At 53.3% G+C, this 17,147-nt stretch carries 11 protein-coding genes; 8 read left to right on the top strand and 3 right to left on the bottom strand.

What is annotated here, in order from left to right; all coding sequences use genetic code 11:
* Positions 1-477 precede the first annotated feature (477 nt).
* Together ileS and JT718_RS18635 are read left to right on the top strand one after the other, a co-directional pair.
* Positions 478-4,035, top strand: coding sequence for an isoleucine--tRNA ligase (gene ileS / locus JT718_RS18640; RefSeq protein ID WP_205504307.1), 3,558 nt, complete (start codon positions 478-480; stop codon positions 4,033-4,035).
* 99 nt (positions 4,036-4,134) lie between these two features.
* Positions 4,135-4,752, top strand: coding sequence for a lipoprotein signal peptidase (locus JT718_RS18635; protein ID WP_205504306.1), 618 nt, complete (start codon positions 4,135-4,137; stop codon positions 4,750-4,752).
* A gap of 69 nt (positions 4,753-4,821) precedes the next feature.
* Here JT718_RS18635 and JT718_RS18630 read toward each other — a convergent pair whose 3' ends face one another.
* A complete protein-coding gene (locus JT718_RS18630; protein WP_205504305.1) occupies positions 4,822-5,433 on the bottom strand; it encodes a hypothetical protein in 612 nt (203 codons plus the stop codon).
* 238 nt (positions 5,434-5,671) lie between these two features.
* Here JT718_RS18630 and JT718_RS18625 point away from each other — a divergent pair, with 238 nt between their 5' ends.
* The 5 genes from JT718_RS18625 (at position 5,672) to JT718_RS18605 (ending at position 12,687) form a co-directional block, all read left to right on the top strand.
* Positions 5,672-7,495, top strand: coding sequence for an ABC transporter ATP-binding protein (locus JT718_RS18625; RefSeq protein WP_205504304.1), 1,824 nt, complete (start codon positions 5,672-5,674; stop codon positions 7,493-7,495).
* A gap of 181 nt (positions 7,496-7,676) precedes the next feature.
* Positions 7,677-10,031, top strand: a complete 2,355-nt coding sequence (gene rnr / locus JT718_RS18620; RefSeq protein ID WP_205504303.1) for a ribonuclease R — start codon at positions 7,677-7,679, stop codon at positions 10,029-10,031.
* Between the two features lie 187 nt (positions 10,032-10,218).
* Positions 10,219-11,193, top strand: a complete 975-nt coding sequence (locus JT718_RS18615) for a polyprenyl synthetase family protein (protein ID WP_205504302.1) — start codon at positions 10,219-10,221, stop codon at positions 11,191-11,193.
* 270 nt (positions 11,194-11,463) lie between these two features.
* Complete coding sequence (locus tag JT718_RS18610) at positions 11,464-12,084, top strand: rhomboid family intramembrane serine protease (protein ID WP_240337167.1); 621 nt, start codon at positions 11,464-11,466, stop codon at positions 12,082-12,084.
* A gap of 180 nt (positions 12,085-12,264) precedes the next feature.
* Positions 12,265-12,687 carry a fasciclin domain-containing protein gene (locus tag JT718_RS18605; RefSeq protein ID WP_205504301.1) on the top strand — a complete coding sequence of 141 codons (423 nt, stop codon included), beginning with the start codon at positions 12,265-12,267 and terminating at the stop codon, positions 12,685-12,687.
* Positions 12,688-12,809: 122 nt separating this feature from the next.
* Here JT718_RS18605 and JT718_RS18600 read toward each other — a convergent pair whose 3' ends face one another.
* Positions 12,810-13,613 carry a DUF4249 domain-containing protein gene (locus JT718_RS18600; protein ID WP_205504300.1) on the bottom strand — a complete coding sequence of 268 codons (804 nt, stop codon included), beginning with the start codon at positions 13,611-13,613 and terminating at the stop codon, positions 12,810-12,812.
* Between the two features lie 21 nt (positions 13,614-13,634).
* Positions 13,635-16,001 carry a TonB-dependent receptor gene (locus tag JT718_RS18595; RefSeq protein ID WP_205504299.1) on the bottom strand — a complete coding sequence of 789 codons (2,367 nt, stop codon included), beginning with the start codon at positions 15,999-16,001 and terminating at the stop codon, positions 13,635-13,637.
* A gap of 259 nt (positions 16,002-16,260) precedes the next feature.
* Between JT718_RS18595 and JT718_RS18590 the strand changes: the two genes are divergently transcribed.
* Positions 16,261-16,989: a head GIN domain-containing protein gene (locus JT718_RS18590; RefSeq protein ID WP_205504298.1), complete on the top strand. Its 729-nt coding sequence runs from the start codon at positions 16,261-16,263 to the stop codon at positions 16,987-16,989.
* Positions 16,990-17,147 lie beyond the last annotated feature (158 nt).

Genomic DNA, 17,147 nt, shown 5'->3' with positions numbered 1-17,147 from the left:
ACTTCCGTGACTAACGAACATCAGAGTAGGAAGTCACGGAAGTAACTTCCGCGCCATATTGCTTTAGGGATAAAGAGGGTAGCTACTCACTCACTCTTACCGCTGGCGCGAGTCTCCGGCTCGTGTCCACACGTATTCCTAAATTCTTTTTCGATTGGCATTGGGCAACTCAGCAATGTGAAGGCACGAGCGGGACGCTCGCGCCAGCGATGAGGCTATGTGGGTTTACCCTCTGTTACATCTAGCGAACCGTTTCCAGCCTGTTTTCAAAAAATCAGCCCCGAAACGGAAAAAAGACTTGGAATCTCCTCACAAGTTTTTTATTGCTTAACTTTGCTAAATTGAGCGGGGCGAAGTACATAGGATTTATTTCGCTTCGGGAAGATTTTACCTGTACCGGGTTGGAGGAACTCACGTTCAACCATCCGGCTCAGAGTAGAAATTGAATAACAGCGAGCACACCAGACAAACAATAAGGTGAAGTACAACGAGTATAAGCAACTGGACTATGCGGGTCTGGCCGAAGAGGTGAGAGCCTACTGGAAAGAAAACCGCATCTTTGAAAAATCGGTGGAGACCCGGGCGGGTCAGCCTACCTTCGTTTTTTATGAGGGGCCACCCTCTGCCAACGGCGCGCCGGGTATTCACCACGTGATGGCCCGTGCCGTGAAAGACATTTTCTGTCGCTACAAAACCTTGCAAGGTTTTCAGGTGCAACGCAAGGGCGGGTGGGATACCCACGGTCTGCCTATTGAGCTGCAGGTAGAGAAAGAGTTAGGCATTACCAAAGAAGACATCGGGAAGACCATCTCCGTGGAGGAATACAACGCCCGTTGCCGCGAGACCGTGATGCGTTTCAAAGACAAGTGGGACGACCTCACCGAGCGTATGGGTTATTGGGTAGACCTGGACAATCCGTACATCACCTTTGAGAACGAGTACATAGAGTCTAACTGGGCGCTGCTCAAGAAACTTTATGACAAAGGCTTCCTGTACAAAGGCTACACCATCCAGCCGTACTCTCCTTCAGACGGAACCGGCCTAAGCTCGCATGAACTCAATCAGCCAGGCTGCTACAAAGAAGTGAAGGATACTTCCATCGTAGCGCAGTTTAAGGTTATCAAAGATTCTAAATCAGAATTCCTTTTCAATAACCCTACCGGCGATGTCTACATCCTGGCCTGGACCACTACTCCCTGGACCTTGCCTTCCAATACCGCGTTGGCGGTTGGCGACAGGATTACCTATGTGCAGGTAAATACCTTCAATCCGTACACGCACAAACCGGTGAGTGTGGTGTTGGCGAGAGACCTGGTAGGAAAGTATTTTTCAGAAAAGAACAAAGGTCTTTCCCTGGCAGACTACAAACCCGGAGACAAAGCCATTCCGTTCGAGATTGTGCAGGAGTTTACCGGGAAGCAATTAGTGGGTCTTCGGTACGAGCAATTGATGCCGTATCTGCAGCCGTTCTATGATGCAGACAAAGCATTCCAGGTAGTGGCCGGAGATTTCGTGACCACCGAAGATGGTACCGGCGTTGTGCATACGTCTCCTACCTTCGGGGCCGATGACTTTAGGGTAGCCAAACAACACGGCATCCCAGCCCTCACCATCAAAGACGAGCTGGGCAATGAACTCCCCACCGTTGACCGGAGAGGAAAGTTCATCAACGAGATTGGGGTAAGGCTGCAGGAAGGCGTTGCCAAGTATAACATTAAAACCCATAAATCACTTGGGCCGGATGACTTCTATGTAAAGAACTACACCAATGAAGATGAAAGCCATCCGGATTATAAAACCACGGATGTCATCATCTCCATCATCCTGAAAGAAGAGAACAAAGCCTTCAAGGTTGAGAAATACGAGCACACGTATCCGCACTCTTGGCGCACCGATAAACCTATCCTGTATTATCCGTTAGACAGCTGGTTCATTAAAACCACGGCGGTAAAGCAGCGATTGATTGATCTGAACAAAACCATCAACTGGAAACCAGAGTCTACAGGCGTTGGTCGTTTCGGGAACTGGCTAGAGAATCTGGTAGACTGGAACCTGTCGCGCTCGCGTTACTGGGGAACCCCGCTGCCGATCTGGCGCACCGAGGAAGGTGACGAGGAAATCTGCATCGGCTCTGTGGCCGAGCTGAACCGTGAAATTGAGCGCAGTATTGCCGCTGGTTTCATGACCGAGAACCCGTTGCGCAAAGCAGGACAGCCTGTGCAAAACACCGGCTCCGAGGACGAGCACCAAGCCAACACCTTGCTGGAGTTTGCCGGTGAATTCGCGCTCAGCCCTACTGGAACCGAAGAACCACGTGTGGAAAACGGTTTCGGCGGATTTGACTACAAAGCCTTTGACCTGCACCGTCCGTACGTAGACAACATTGTGCTGGTAAGCCCAAGCGGCAAACTCATGAAGCGTGAGGCGGACCTCATTGACGTTTGGTTTGACTCCGGCGCCATGCCATACGCCCAGTGGCACTACCCACTGGAGAACAAAGACGTCTTTGAAGCCAACTTCCCAGCCGACTTCATTGCCGAGGGTGTGGACCAGACCCGTGGTTGGTTCTTCACGCTGCACGCCTTGGCCGTGATGCTGGAAGACAGCGTGGCGTTCAAGAACGTCATCGCGAACGGCCTGGTACTGGACAAGAACGGAAACAAGATGAGCAAGCGCCTCGGCAACGCCGTGGATCCGTTTGAGACCATCGGTCGCTTCGGACCTGATGCCACCCGTTGGTACATGATCGTGAACGCGCCACCTTGGGATAACCTCAAGTTCAACCTGGATGGCGTAACCGAAGTACAGCGCCGTTTCTTCGGGACACTGCAGAACACGTATTCGTTCTTCGCGCTGTACGCCAACTTGGATGGTTTCACGTTTGAAGGCGAAGAAATTCCGGTAGCGCAACGCACTGAGAGTGACCGCTGGATCATCTCGCGTCTGAATACTTTGATTGCGGAAGTGGCGGGCTACTTTGACGATTATGACCCAACCAAAGCTGCCCGTGCGATCCAGGACTTCGTAGCCGATGAGCTGAGCAACTGGTACGTGCGCCTGAACCGCAAACGTTTCTGGAAAGGCGAACTGAACCAGGATAAACTGGCCGCTTATCAAACGCTGTACACTTGCCTAGAGACCGTGGCAAAACTGGCTTCGCCGATTGCTCCGTTCTACATGGACCGCCTGTTCTTAGATCTAAGCCGCGTGAGTGGCCGTAGCCAGGCAGAGTCGGTGCATCTGGAGCTGTTCCCGCAAGTACAGGAAGACCTAATTGACCAAGACCTGGAGCAACGCATGCACCTGGCGCAAACAGTTTCTTCTTTGGTGCACTCGCTGCGGAAGAAGCAGATGATCAAAGTGCGTCAGCCGTTGAGCCGCATCCTGGTTCCGATTCTGGATGAGAAGATGAAGACCCAGCTGCAAGGCGTGGAAGACCTGATCTTGTCTGAGGTGAACGTGAAAACACTGGAGTACCTGGAAGATACTACCGGTATCCTGGTGAAGAAGATCAAGCCTAACTTCAAGCGCCTGGGCCAGGTATTCGGTCCTAAGCTGAAGTTGGTGGCGGCCCAAATCCAGCAGATGAGCCAGGAAGACATCGCCAAAATGGAGCGTGAAGGTTTCTTCGAGATTCCTGTGGAAGATGATACTACGGTGCTGAGTCGCGAAGATGTGGAAATCATGTCAGAAGACATCCCGGGTTGGTTAGTAGCTTCTGAAGGCGCCTTAACTGTAGCATTAGACATCACTATTTCTGAGGAGCTTCGTCTGGAGGGAATGGCGCGTGAACTGGTGAACCGTTTGCAGAACCTGCGCAAAGACAGCGGTCTGGAAGTGCAGGACAAAATCAGAGTATTCCTGCAGGATGGCAATGAAGAAGTGGCCGCCGCCGTTCAGGCATTTGGGGGCTACATCTCTGAAGAGGTACAAGCGGTAGAACTATCGCTGGTACCTAACCTGGCAGACGCTGAAGCTACCGTGCTGGACATGGAAGGCTTTAACCTGCCGGTTCGCATTGAGGTAGCCCGTTAAGCAGACTTCCGTTGCAGACCTAAAATAGAAGATAATCGCCTGCCGTTTTCAGCTTGTTTTCCCTAAAACAGGAGAGAAACGGCAGGTTAACTTTTCATCATGAAGTACGCGAAATACTATCTGGTTGCCTTGCTGGTGATCGCCATTGACCAAGCGGTGAAAATGCTGGTCCATAACAACATGCAGATGGGCCTGCCCGGGCAGATTCCTGTGTTCGGAGACTGGTTCAAGCTGCATTACACCTTAAACCCGGGCATGGCGTTTGGGGTGGAGCTTGGCTCAGACTACGGGAAGATTATTCTCACCGTCTTCCGGATGGTAGCCATGGTAGCCATCGGGTACCTGGTGTACTACCTGGTGCAGAACCGCTACCACAAAGGCCTGATCTGGTGCGTGGGTCTGATTCTGGGCGGTGCCGTAGGTAACCTGATTGATAGTATCTTCTACGGCGTGTTGCTGGACAACGCCCCGTACGGAGCGCCTACTCCCTGGCTGCACGGCCAGGTAATTGACATGTTCTACATTGATATATGGGAAGGCATTGTGCCTAGCTGGATTCCCATTATTGGGGGCACGCCCATGTCTTTGTGGCCTATCTTCAACGTGGCAGATGCGGCCATCTTTGTGGGCGTTCTGATCATTATCTTCAACCAGAACCGGTTCCTGAACCAACCTCCCGTAAAGGAGAAACGCGAGATAAACAGCGTTGAGGCATAAAAAAGCGGGCTGCCCTTGTAGAGCAGCCCGCTTTCGTTTTTGCGCTATTTTTCAGGAAACAGACCTTTTTCAGAAGGAGTAGCCCATGTTCAGGCCCAGCGCGAAGATAGAGGTGCCTTTGTTGTAGACGTACCCTGCGGCCCGTACCCCGAAGAACAGGCGGTTGTCATTGAAGAAGTCGGTTTCCAGTACTGCCTTTCCGCCAAAGTCCTTCTCCCGGATGTGCACAAACACCTCATCTGCCGACCGGCCCGGGGTAGTGATGGCGCCTTCGGGGGCACCTCCCTTTACCAGGTCCAGTTCTGAGCGTCTGCGCACTGCTGGTCCTATCCCAAATTTTATGGTGTACCGGCCCGTTTCTGTGATGTCGTAGAAAAACGAGGCATCAAACATCACAAACGCCTTTCGGGAGGTAAAGAGCTCAATCTGCTTGTCGTAGCGCGAGGAACTCAGGTACTCCCCGGATACCGAGAAGTGCAGATGGTCGGTGAGTTCACGGGTGTATTGCTGCGAGAACAAGGCCCCGCTGTTGTCGCCTTCCAGAATATAGGCAAACCCCACACCCGTTCTGAAGTGGTTAGGGTACCGGTGCTGGGCAAAGGCACCCTGGCAAACAAAAAAAAGGAAGAACCCCATGAAAGCCGTTTTCAGGAGCGTGCGTAAGTGGTGGAGGTTTCTCATATACATTCTATAAAGAAGGAGAAGGCAGAAATAGCTAAATTGTACTGTGAATACTCAGGTTTAATTAGTTTAGTTGTGCAGCCAACAGAATTTAGCGCTTGGGTTTATACGCTGATTCAGGGCAATGGATTTCTGCCTGTTTTACCAATTTTACGCCCAATGCATGCCTCCCTGGGGCGAGGCTTACCAGCACCAACCAATTACCCAGTGATAGTTCTTTAGGTTCACCCTGCACCGCATGTTTCCTGCTCCTTTGTTACAAGTAGACCATCTCCACATTTCCTTTCAGGCCCAGCAAGGCCAGGTGCAGGCCGTGAAGGGCATTTCCTTTCAGGTCCGGAAAGGGGAGGCGGTGGCCATTGTGGGGGAGTCCGGTTCCGGCAAAACCGTGACGGGCTTGTCTTTGCTGCAGCTCCTGCCTTCGTTGGGTAGCGTAGTCTCGGGTAATGCTCTCTTCCATTCTTCTGAACTGGTCCAGGTTGATTTGCTCACGCTTTCAGGGAAACAGCTTGAAAAGGTAAGGGGCCGCGACATCTCCATTGTTTTTCAGGACCCCATGTCCTCTTTGAACCCGGTCATCAGCTGTGGAAAACAAGTAGCCGAGGCCTTGCTAATCCACCTACCCATTTCCAGAAAAGAAGCCTACGCGCGCACCATTGCGCTTTTTAAGTTGGTAAAGCTTCCGGAGCCAGAGAAGCAGTTTGCCCGTTATCCACACCAACTTTCGGGCGGACAAAAGCAGCGGGTCATGATTGCCATGGCCATGGCCTGTGAACCTTCCTTGCTCCTGGCCGATGAACCCACCACCGCGCTGGATGTCACCGTGCAGGCCGAAATCCTGCAGTTGCTCAATGAACTCCGGGTAGAGAAAGGAATGGCCATGCTGTTCATCTCGCATGACTTGGGAGTAGTGGCCGAGATTGCCGACCGGGTGTTGGTCATGCACCAGGGGCAAATAGTGGAAGAAGGCCCTGTCTTGCAGATCTTCACCAACCCGCAGCACCCATACACCCAAGCACTGCTGGCCTGCCGACCAACGTTGAAGACCGAGGTCCCGGTTTTGCCCACGGTTGCGGATTTCATGCTAAAAACAGATTTGCCGGTCGATAAAGCCACAGCATTAAACAGGGCAGCACCCCACCGCCTGGTAGTGGATAAACCAGCCGCCGCACCTGCCAATTCGGCCCTTGCGCCCACCGGAACAAGCCTCCAGGCGCCGCTCCTGCAGGTAGAGGATATCCACGTGGAATTCCGTAGAAACAGGTTGTTCTTCTGGCAGAAAAAAGAGGCTATACACGCCGTGAAGGGCGTTTCCTTCCAAGCTTTCCCCGGCGAGACCATTGCCATTGTGGGCGAATCAGGCTGTGGAAAAACCACGTTGGGCCGGGCGCTGCTGCGGTTGATAGCGCCTACTTCCGGCAAGGTGCTTTTCCACGGGCAGGACTGGGCCACTTTGCCCAGGGAAGAACTCAGGAAGCAGCGGAAAAACCTGCAGATGATCTTTCAGGACCCGTATGCCTCGCTCAACCCGCACCAGAAAATCGGCGAAGCCATTATGGAACCCATGCTGGTGCACCAGGTGTTACCTACCCAGCGGGAAAGGAAAAAACGCGCGTTGGAACTGCTGGAAACAGTAGGCCTCTTTCCCGACCAATTCGAACGCTATCCCCATGAATTTTCCGGCGGCCAGCAACAGCGGATCTGCATTGCCCGCGCCCTGGCCCTGGAACCCACGTGTATCATCTGTGACGAAATAGTTTCGTCACTGGACGTATCTGTGCAGGCACAGGTACTCAACCTGCTCAATCGCCTTAAACGCGAGTTCAACCTCACGCTGCTTTTCATTACCCATGACCTGGCGGTTGCCCGCTTCATGGCCGACCGCTTGCTGGTCATGGACCAAGGCCGGGTAGTGGAGGAAGGAACCGTGCAGCAAATTTTCTCCCATCCGCAACAGGCGTATACCAAAGCCCTGCTGCAGGCGGTGCCCGCCGCAGATATATCTGACATTTTAGCGGCGCAAGAGAAACGAAAAGCGTATAATGCAAGTATAGGCGAATAGGTATATTTGCGCGGCCTCCCAAAATTCCCGTTTTTACCCTTGTTTCATAGAAACAGGCCTGAAACAGGAGTAACCTCTTGCGGGAGGAGGCATAGATCAAAAAATTACAAAGGCGGCAAGGTAGCTGCCCTACTGTCTCTGCGGTAAACCCAGCCAGAGGCAGCTTATTTGAAAAGAATCAATGGAAAAAAACAGAAGAGGCCGGAAAACAGACAACAGTGCTGCGCCCCGGCCCGATAGTAGAAAAAAAGAAAAAGGCGGTCCGCGTCGCGACAAAGGCTTTTCCCGGCGTAACGGCGGAGGCGCCCGCAGCCAGGGGAACCAGGATGTAGGCGAGATCTCCTCGGCTATCTTGCTGAACATCTTCAGCCAGAGCCCAGACAAGGTATTTACGTACCGCCAGCTGCACCGCCGCCTGGGCGTAAACGACAAGGAAGGTCGCGAGGAAGTGTTGGCGCACCTGAAACGGATGCGCAAGAACGGCGAAATCATTCACCTGCAAAATGACTCTTACCTTTTAAATCCTGAGTTCAGAGGCAAACGCAGCGGCCATGACCGTGAAGAACGTGGTAGCCGCCGAGAAGGTGGCCGGGGAGGCGTGGTTTCCAGAAGAGGAGGACCTATCCTGACCGGGATTGTGGATCTGGCCAACGCCCGTCATGCCTACGTCATTAGTGATGAATCTGAGCAGGACGTGCGCGTTCCCGTGGAACGTCTTATGTTCGCCATGGACGGCGACACCGTGCGCGTGCAGCTACGCAAAAGCCGCCGGGCCAATGAGCGCCCTGAGGGAGAAGTAGTAGAAGTACTCAAGCGCGAGCGCGAAGAAGTAGTAGGCCGTCTGGAGATGTCCAAAGGCTTCGGGTTTGTGGTGCCAGATATGAAGCGCATGTACTTTGACGTGTTTGTGAATGAGCGCGGCCTAGCCGATGCCAAACACGGCGACAAAGTGCTGGTGAAAATCACCGAATGGCCCGAAGACCCGGAGAGAAGCCCAACCGGCGAGATCACCCGCGTATTTGGTCCGGCCGGAGAGCACAACGCCGAGATCCACGCCATCATGGCCGAGTTCGGGTTGCCGTTTGAGTTCCCTGAATCAGTGGAGCGCGAGGCGGAGGAAATCCCCGAAGGTATCACCCCAGAGGAAATTGCCAAACGCCGCGACTTCCGTGACGTGACTACGTTTACCATTGACCCCGCCGATGCCAAAGACTTTGACGATGCGCTGAGCGTTCGGCAACTGGAGAACGGCCACTGGGAGATTGGCGTGCACATTGCAGACGTAACGCATTACGTGCAGCCCAACACCAGACTGGAGAAAGAAGCGTACCGCCGGGCTACCTCGGTGTACCTGGTAGACCGTACCATTCCCATGCTGCCGGAGCGCCTGTCTAACGGCCTGTGCTCGTTACGGCCCGAGGAAGACAAACTCACGTTCTCGGTGGTGTTTGAGATTGACCACAACGCCAAAATCCATGATTACTGGATTGGCCGCACCGTCATCCACTCAGACCGTAGGTTTGCCTATGAAGAGGCCCAGCAGGTGATTGAGACCGGTGAGGGAGACTTCGTAACGGAGATTACCCTGCTGAATGACTTAGCCAAGAAGTTCAAAGCCAAACGCTTCAAGAACGGAGCGGTGAACTTTGAAACCATTGAGGTGAAGTTCAAACTGGATGAGAACGGCAAGCCGCTGCACCTGTACGTGAAAGAGCGGAAAGACGCGCACAAACTCATTGAGGAGTTCATGCTGCTGGCCAACAAATACGTGGCCGAGCATGTCTACAAACTGAAGAAAGGCAAAAACAAACTCACCATGGTGTACCGTACGCACGGCGCGCCAGACCCTGAGAAACTCATGAACTTCTCTGTGTTCGCGCGTAAGTTTGGCTACCAGGTGAATCTGGACGAAGGCGCCGATGTCTCCAAAGAACTGAACAAACTCGCTGACCAGACCGAGGGTAAACCAGAGCAGAGCGTGCTGCAGAACCTGGCCATCAGAACCATGGCCAAGGCCAAGTACAGCACCGAGCCGGAAGGACACTTCGGGTTGGCGTTCGCGCACTACTCGCACTTTACCTCACCCATTCGCCGTTATCCAGACATGATGGCCCACCGCCTCATTGACCAGTACAACCACGCCAATTATACCGCTGAGAAAGAAGAGTACGAAGAACGCTGCGAGCATTCCTCAGACATGGAGAAGCGCGCCGCCGATGCCGAGCGGGCTTCCATCAAGTTCAAGCAGGTAGAGTACATCAGTGGTTTCATTGGCCAGCAGTTCAAAGGCATTGTCTCTGGGTTGACCGAGTGGGGCATGTACGTGGAGATTGAAGAGAACAAGTGCGAAGGCATGGTTCGCCTGGCCGATCTGCAGGACGATTTCTACGAGCTGGATGCCGCTAACTACCGTCTCATTGGGCAGAACAACAAGCGCATTATCTCGTTCGGCGATGAGGTGATCGTGGAGGTGAAAGCCGCCAACGTGCTGGAGCGCACCATTGACTTAGCCCTGATTGATACCGTCAAAAAGTAAGATCAAACAGTAAATACGTAAAGCGTTTTTGGTCTCTTTCTTGCAAAGGGCACCAGAAACGCTTTTTAAATAAAATAAAAAAACGAAAAGCGCTTTCTTTATTTTGCTGTAGCTTTGGCAACAGGCAAAGAGGCCTTTAACTGTTCATTAAAAGGTATTTTTACCTATTCGCTTAAAATTCATAGCTGTGGATATCTCACATTTCTCGGAACGCATCAACCAAACCCTGTCCACATTAGAGTATGGGCAGAAGCCGGATGAGCTGTATGCGCCAATCCGTTATATGATGGAACTGGGCGGCAAAAGAGTGCGTCCGCTGCTTACCTTACTGGGGGCTTACCTCTTCCATGACGACGTGGAGAAGGCCCTTATGCCGGCCATTGGCGTAGAGGTTTTCCACAACTTCACGCTCATGCATGATGACATCATGGACAACGCGCCGTTGCGCCGGGGCAAGGAAACCGTGCACGAAAAATGGAATACCAGCACTGCTATTCTGAGCGGCGACGTAATGCTGGTGCGTGCCTATGAGTTCTTCCTGGGCATTGAACCCGCTAAACTCCCTACAGCGCTGCAACTGTTCAGTACCTGCGCCGCCGAGGTCTGCGAAGGCCAGCAGCTGGACATGAACTTTGAGAGCCGCAACAACGTGCAGATTGAAGAATACCTGCACATGATTAAACTGAAGACGGCGGTGCTGCTGGGCTTCAGCCTGGAGCTTGGGGCCCTGTTGAACAACGCCGCCCCCGAAGACGCTCGCCATCTGAAGGAGTTCGGGATCAACATGGGCATTGCGTTCCAGTTGCGCGATGATTTGCTGGACGTTTACGGCGACCAAGCCAAGTTTGGCAAACGCGTGGGTGGCGATATTGTCTCAGACAAGAAAACCTACCTGCTCCTCATGGCGTTGGAACGCTCTTCCAGCACGCAGCGCAAAGAACTGGAGAAATGGCAAGGTCCCGTGGAGAATGGCCAGGAACTGGAGAAAGTAAAGGCAGTAAAGGAGATCTACGATGAGCTGAACATCCAGAACCTCACCCAGAACCAGATCAACCATTACTTCCAGAAAGGCCTGCACCACCTGAATGAGGTAAACGCGCTCAACAGCAAAAAAGAACTGCTCCGGCAATTAGCTATACAGTTGATAGAGCGTGATAACTAGGCGCAGTTCACGGGCGACCACAGATATTCCCTTTGGCTGTTTCGGGCTTGTTTTACTCTAAACGGCCGGGAAACGCCTGAAGCGGTTTATCGTTCTTTCATGGTCAGTTGTCTTTAGCTGACGTGAGCAAGAACATGGTTTAGAATTACCTTCTGGTAAGTAAGCGGCACTCCTACAGCAGTGGACAGTTTTTACCAGATTTAACAATATTGAGGTCAAAATCGCCCAGGCTTTCGTAAGCTCTGGGACCACTTCCTTCCGAAACACAGCATGGTCATCAGCATTACAATCATCCTTATTGCCATCACAGTTTTAGTTTCTCTCTATGCCTGGCAAAACCAGAACCTCATGGAGAACTGGGTGCACCATCCGCAGTCGGTGGTGCGGGACAAGGAGTGGTGGCGGCTCTTAACCTCAGGGTTCCTGCACGCCGACTTCATGCACCTTTTCTTCAACATGTTCTCGTTCTACATCTTTGGCGGGGTGGTAGAGCAGCAGTTCATGGCCATCTATGGGTTTACCACGGGTGCGGTCATCTATGTGGCTCTTTACCTGGTGGCCATTGTGGTCTCTGACTTGCCCACCATGATCAAGCACAAGAACGATAGCCGGTACTATTCGTTGGGCGCTTCCGGAGGCGTGGCAGCCATCATCTTCGCCAGCATCTACTTCAATCCGCTCACCGAGCTGATCATTTTCCCCATCCCGATTCCCATCAAAGGATACATTTTTGGGGTGCTGTACCTGTTCTACTCCTATTACCTGAGCAAAAGAGGCAACGACGGCATTAACCACAGCGCGCACTTTTACGGGGCCGCCTTTGGGTTTGTGCTGAGCGTGATCCTGGTACCGGGCCAGGTGCAGAATTTCATCCAGTCTATCCTGGGTTAACAGATATTGTACTTCTTAAAGGAGTAGCCCATCATCTTACTCGGCTTAAATTACGTATACTCTTGTATCAGAGTAATTTTAAGAGAGGGGGAGAGTAAGATGATGTATAACTTTGTAAAGATAGCGCTGGTACTTTGCTTGTGTTGGGCCAGTCAGGGCCGCGTAGGGGCCCAGTCTTTCATGGCCGAAGCGCTTGCCAGCAGCAAGGTGGCCCGGTTAAGCCTGGCCGAGGGCATTGCCCAAAAAGACCGCCTGTTGTTAGATCTGGTTACCAAGGCGGGTCTGATGCCGGTGCTGTCCAGCGGCGAGGAGCTCACGTTCTTTGCCCCGTCAGCCCAGGCTTTGGCCTTGCACCAGAACGATTCACCAGACCAGTTAAGGAGCTTCCTGGAACAGCATATTGTCAAGGGCACCTTCACCAAAGAGGCCCTGCGCGATGGGGCCGACCTCAAGACCCTAAGCGGAACAAACCTGCGGATCTGCAAGAAGAAGGGAGCAGTACTTGTATCGGGGGTGCGGTTGAAGGAAACCGACCAGCTGTACGCCAACGGGGTATGGCACCGGTTGAACGGTGCTTTCCAGCCCGAAACCCCAACTTTATAGTTCCTCCTGACGTGAATGTGAAAAGGGCTGCCCACCAGAGGCAGCCCTTTTCATTTCATAGTATTTGCAAGACCTAGGTTTTTTAGGCCTGTTTCACGTAAAACAGACGTAAAACGTCATCGTTACCTTATGTTGGTTGCCTCTACCTTCCGCTCAATTGTAGATACCGCCGAGGCCCCAAAATACCCGATGGCCCCGTTGCTGATGTTGCCGGGCGCGTTGGCCGGTGGGGCATCAAACGGGCCGCCGGTGTAGTACTGCATGCGCGAGAGCACCCGGAAGAACTCATACCCGGGTCGGTCCAGCGAGAGCATTTCCACCTTCATCACGTCGCCTTCTTTCAGTTCAATGCCAATCTCGGGGTCGCCGTAGTTGCCGTCGTAGAGGTCATCGTTGATGGCTACAATTTCTTTGTCACGTTTGCCGTTCACGTAAATGTTGAACTTGTAAAGGTCGCCTTTGCCAGCGGGTTCCCGAAAGAAGAAAGTGCCGTAATAGCCTTCTTTTACTTGGGCATTGCCTTTCTTGAAGTGATATAACAAGGAGTCTATGGTGCTCACGGGTTTCAGGAAGCTGCTGGCGGTGTATTCCTGTCCGTTCAGCTGCACGTTGAGGTGGTACGTGTTGCCGCGTTTGCCTTGCAGTTGACTGGTTTGGTACAGGCCGTTGCCCTTGGCTTGCAGGATTTCCTCAAAACCCTCGCTGTCTTTGATACGCACCACGGCGTTTTCCAGCCCGGCGGCCGGACCTTGGTTCAGGTAGCCTTTTGTGGTGGAGATGCGCACGGTGTAAGGGCCCGGCTGATCGGTCACCAAGCCTTCTATGACCACTTTGGCAGCGTCTTCGGGTAAATCGTAGTCAATGACTTCCTCACAGCTGCTGAACAAAAGCAGAGAGGAAAGCAGGGAAAACAAATATTTTTTCATGATCTATTCTGGGTAATTCACTTAAAAGTTGAAGTTGTAAGTAATTGCCGGGATGATCCCGAACATGTAGGTTTTCACGGCCTCGGTTTTGCTGGCATCGTCTTCGTTCTCCCGGAAGGCGATAGAGAAAGCGTTCTTACGGTTGTAGGCATTGTAGAGCGAAAGACTCCAGCTGCTGTCATGCTTCTTGCCGGTAAGGCTTCTGGGGCGGTCATAGGTCACGGCCAGGTCCAGCCGGTGGTATGCGGGAAGGCGGAACCCATTGCGCGAGGAGTAGATAGGATAGGAGTGCCCCTCGTACTCGAAGCGGCCCACGGGCATGGTGGTGGCCCCGCCGGTGGCGTACGTCCAGTTAGCCCCGAAGCTCCAGCGCTGGTTCAGTTGGTAAGTAGTGACCACGTTCACCGAATGGCGACGATCATAGCGTACCGGATAAGCTTTGCCGCCGTTGATGCCGGGCACCGTACGATCGGTTTTAGACCAGGTGTAGCCAATCCAGCCGGTGAAATCGCCTTTCTGCTTGCGCAGCATAAACTCCGCGCCGTAAGAGGTGCCGGACCCGCGCAGTAGCACTGTGTCAATGCGGTTGTTCAGGAACACATCAGAGTTGTCTTTGTAGTCAATCTGGTTCTGCATCCACTTGTAATACATTTCTACTGATGCCTCAAACATGTTGTCCTGGAAGTTGCGGAAGTACCCGGCGGCCACCTGATCTGCGATCTGCGGTTTGGTGTAGTGGTTACTGGGCACCCACACGTCAAAAGGCAGCGAGGCGGTGGAGTTAGACAGCAAATGCAGGTACTGACGCATGCGGTTGTAGGAAGCTTTCACCGAGCTTTTCTCGTCTACCTGGTACTTGGCCGAGAAGCGCGGCTCAAAGCCCGTATAGTCTTTGATCACCTCCAGGGAACCGTAGTCTTTGCGCCCGATTTTGGTGAAACCATCCTCGGCATACTCATACACGGTGCCTTTGCCCACGTTCGCGAAATAGGAGAAGCGCAAACCGTACTCCATGGAAAGGCGCGGCGTAATCTCATATTGGTGGCTCAGGTACGCGGCGGCTTCAATAGCGTTTGAACCATCCAGCCTGATCTCGTTGAAGTAAGACTCGGGGCCTGGTTTCACTACACCCGGCTGGAACCGGTGGAACGTGCCTACCCACCCAAATTTGAACTGGTGCTGCGGATTCAGGTAGTAGGTGTAATCGTTTTTGAGGCTGTAGTCAATGATGTGCGAGGTCCAGGTGAACTCAGAGGATTTCTCTTTGGAGCCCAGCGAGTAGTCAAAGTCTGAGAAGATGAGCGTAGTGTTGGTGAACAGCTTGTCGTTGAAGAGGTGGTTCCAACGCAGGGTGGCCGTGGCGTTGCCCCAGTCAAACGCGCCCGAGTTGTTGCCTGCCACATCGCGCCCGAAGTACCCGCTCACGAACAGCCTATCCTTCGGGCCCAGTATGTAGTTGGCTTTCAGGTTCAGGTCATAGAAGTAAAGCTGATTGTCTTTGATGCCTTCGTCTGAGCTGAGCTTGAAGAACACATCGGCGTAGGTTCTGCGGCCCGAGAGGATAAACGAGCCCTTGTCTTTCACGATAGGCGCTTCCACGGTTAAACGGCTGCTGAGTGTCCCGATTCCGCCGGAGGCGGCAAAACGCTTGCTGTTACCTTCTTTCATCCGGATATCCAGCAAAGAGGATAACCTGCCGCCGTGCTCCGCCGGGATGCCGCCTTTGTAGAGCTGCACGTCTTTGATGGCATCGGCGTTGAAGACCGAGAAGAAACCCATGAGGTGGGAGGCGTTGTACACGGGAGCCTCGTCCAGCAAAATCAGGTTCTGGTCCACGCCGCCGCCGCGTACGTAGAAGCCGCTGGTGCCCTCGCCGGCGGTCTGCACGCCCGGCGTCATCTGGATGGCCTTGATCACGTCTACCTCGCCCATGAGCGCCGGCATTTTCTTGAGTTCGGCCACCTGCATCTTCATGGTGCTCATTTCCATGCTGCGCACGTTCTCGTCCTTTATATCGGTGCTGGTGACCACTACTTCCTGCAGGGTGGTCTGGTCGCTTCTAAGCTCAATATTTAGTTTCTGCGAAGAGGAAAGGTTTACGGTTTGGGTGTGCGTGGCAAAGCCCAGGTAGCTTACCGCTACCGTGTAGGTGCCCTGCGGGAGGGTGAGGGAAAAGAAGCCGTACTCGTTCGTGGCCGCGCCCACGCCGGAGAGTTCGCGCACGCCCACGGTGGCGCCAATAAGGCCCTCGCCGGAGGACTGGTCTTTCACGTAGCCGCTGAGCGTGAGTTTCTGTTGGGCATTACCAGAAAAGGGGAGAGCGAAGAGAAAGGTGCAGAAGAAAAGCAGGAGCAGTCTTCTGCGGGTGTTGTAAGAATGTGGTTGCATGATACTGGTTAAGCATGTATTCCTTTCTTGACCAGCAAGGCCCCACCTACCCCTATATAGGTTTAGATTAATATTGTGTTAAGCTGACCAAGCCGGTAAATCTGCCTATGAACTGGTACAGAGCCTGGATGAACTGCCTTCCTGTTTTGGAGGAGTTTTCAGGAAAACAGGGCTGAAACGGATTTCCGGAAAAAGAAGGTAGGGGAAGCAACCCTTTTCCCTGTCCTGCATCTTTAGGATGTACCGTAAACCAACTCCCATGAAAAAGCAGAACTTCTATTCAATGGTGGCTATTCTGGCCTTTTTAGTTTCGTTAACTTCTTTCCGGGCTGCAGAGAGTGCTTCTCGCCCAGACGAGCAAACCCGTAACGTGGGTCCTTTCAAGAAGATTGGCTTGGCCTATCCGGCCGATGTGGTCCTGCGCCAAGGCAATACCCACAGCGTGAAAGTGGAGGGCGACGCCGACCAGTTGGAGCAATTAATCACCGAGGTGGAGAATGACCGCTTGTCTATCAGGAGAAAAGACCGGGACAAGGAAATTAACTGGAACAACGGTAAAAAGCGGGTCACCATTTACATTACCGCCCCCACCATTGAGGGGCTGGCCGTGAGCGGCTCGGGCAAGATCAAAGGCGAGGGCACGTTCAAAGCTTCTTCCCTGGACTTGGCCGTGAGCGGCTCGGGTAGCATCCAGCTGAACGCCCGGGTAGACGAGGTTTCCAGCCGCATCTCGGGCTCGGGCAGCATTGAGCTGGAGGGCGAAGGCAAGCAAAGCACCGTGTCCATCAGCGGGTCTGGCTCGCTCAAGGGCTACAACTTCAAGACCAGCGCGTCGCAGGTGAGCATCAGCGGCTCGGGCACGTCTGAGGTAAACGCCACCACTAGCCTCAAAACCAGCATCAGCGGCAGCGGGCGGGTGTTCTATGAGGGCACGCCCAGCGTAGACAGCCGCGTGAGCGGAAGCGGCTCGGTGAAAAAACGCGGCTAGTACCAGCGCCGCGCTCCGCGCTGAACGGGCGGTTGTTTTCTGCCTGTTTTACAGAAATCATCTCTTAAACGCCGGCATCGCTTAGAAGTGCCGCTCTTCCCACATGCCCATTTAGCGCCGGTCTACTTGCGCTAAGTGGGCTTTTCTTTTTACCTTAC

It is taken from the genome of Rufibacter psychrotolerans, assembly GCF_016924645.1.
Taxonomy (GTDB): domain Bacteria; phylum Bacteroidota; class Bacteroidia; order Cytophagales; family Hymenobacteraceae; genus Nibribacter; species Nibribacter psychrotolerans.
This window is presented reverse-complemented; position numbering and strand designations above follow the sequence as displayed.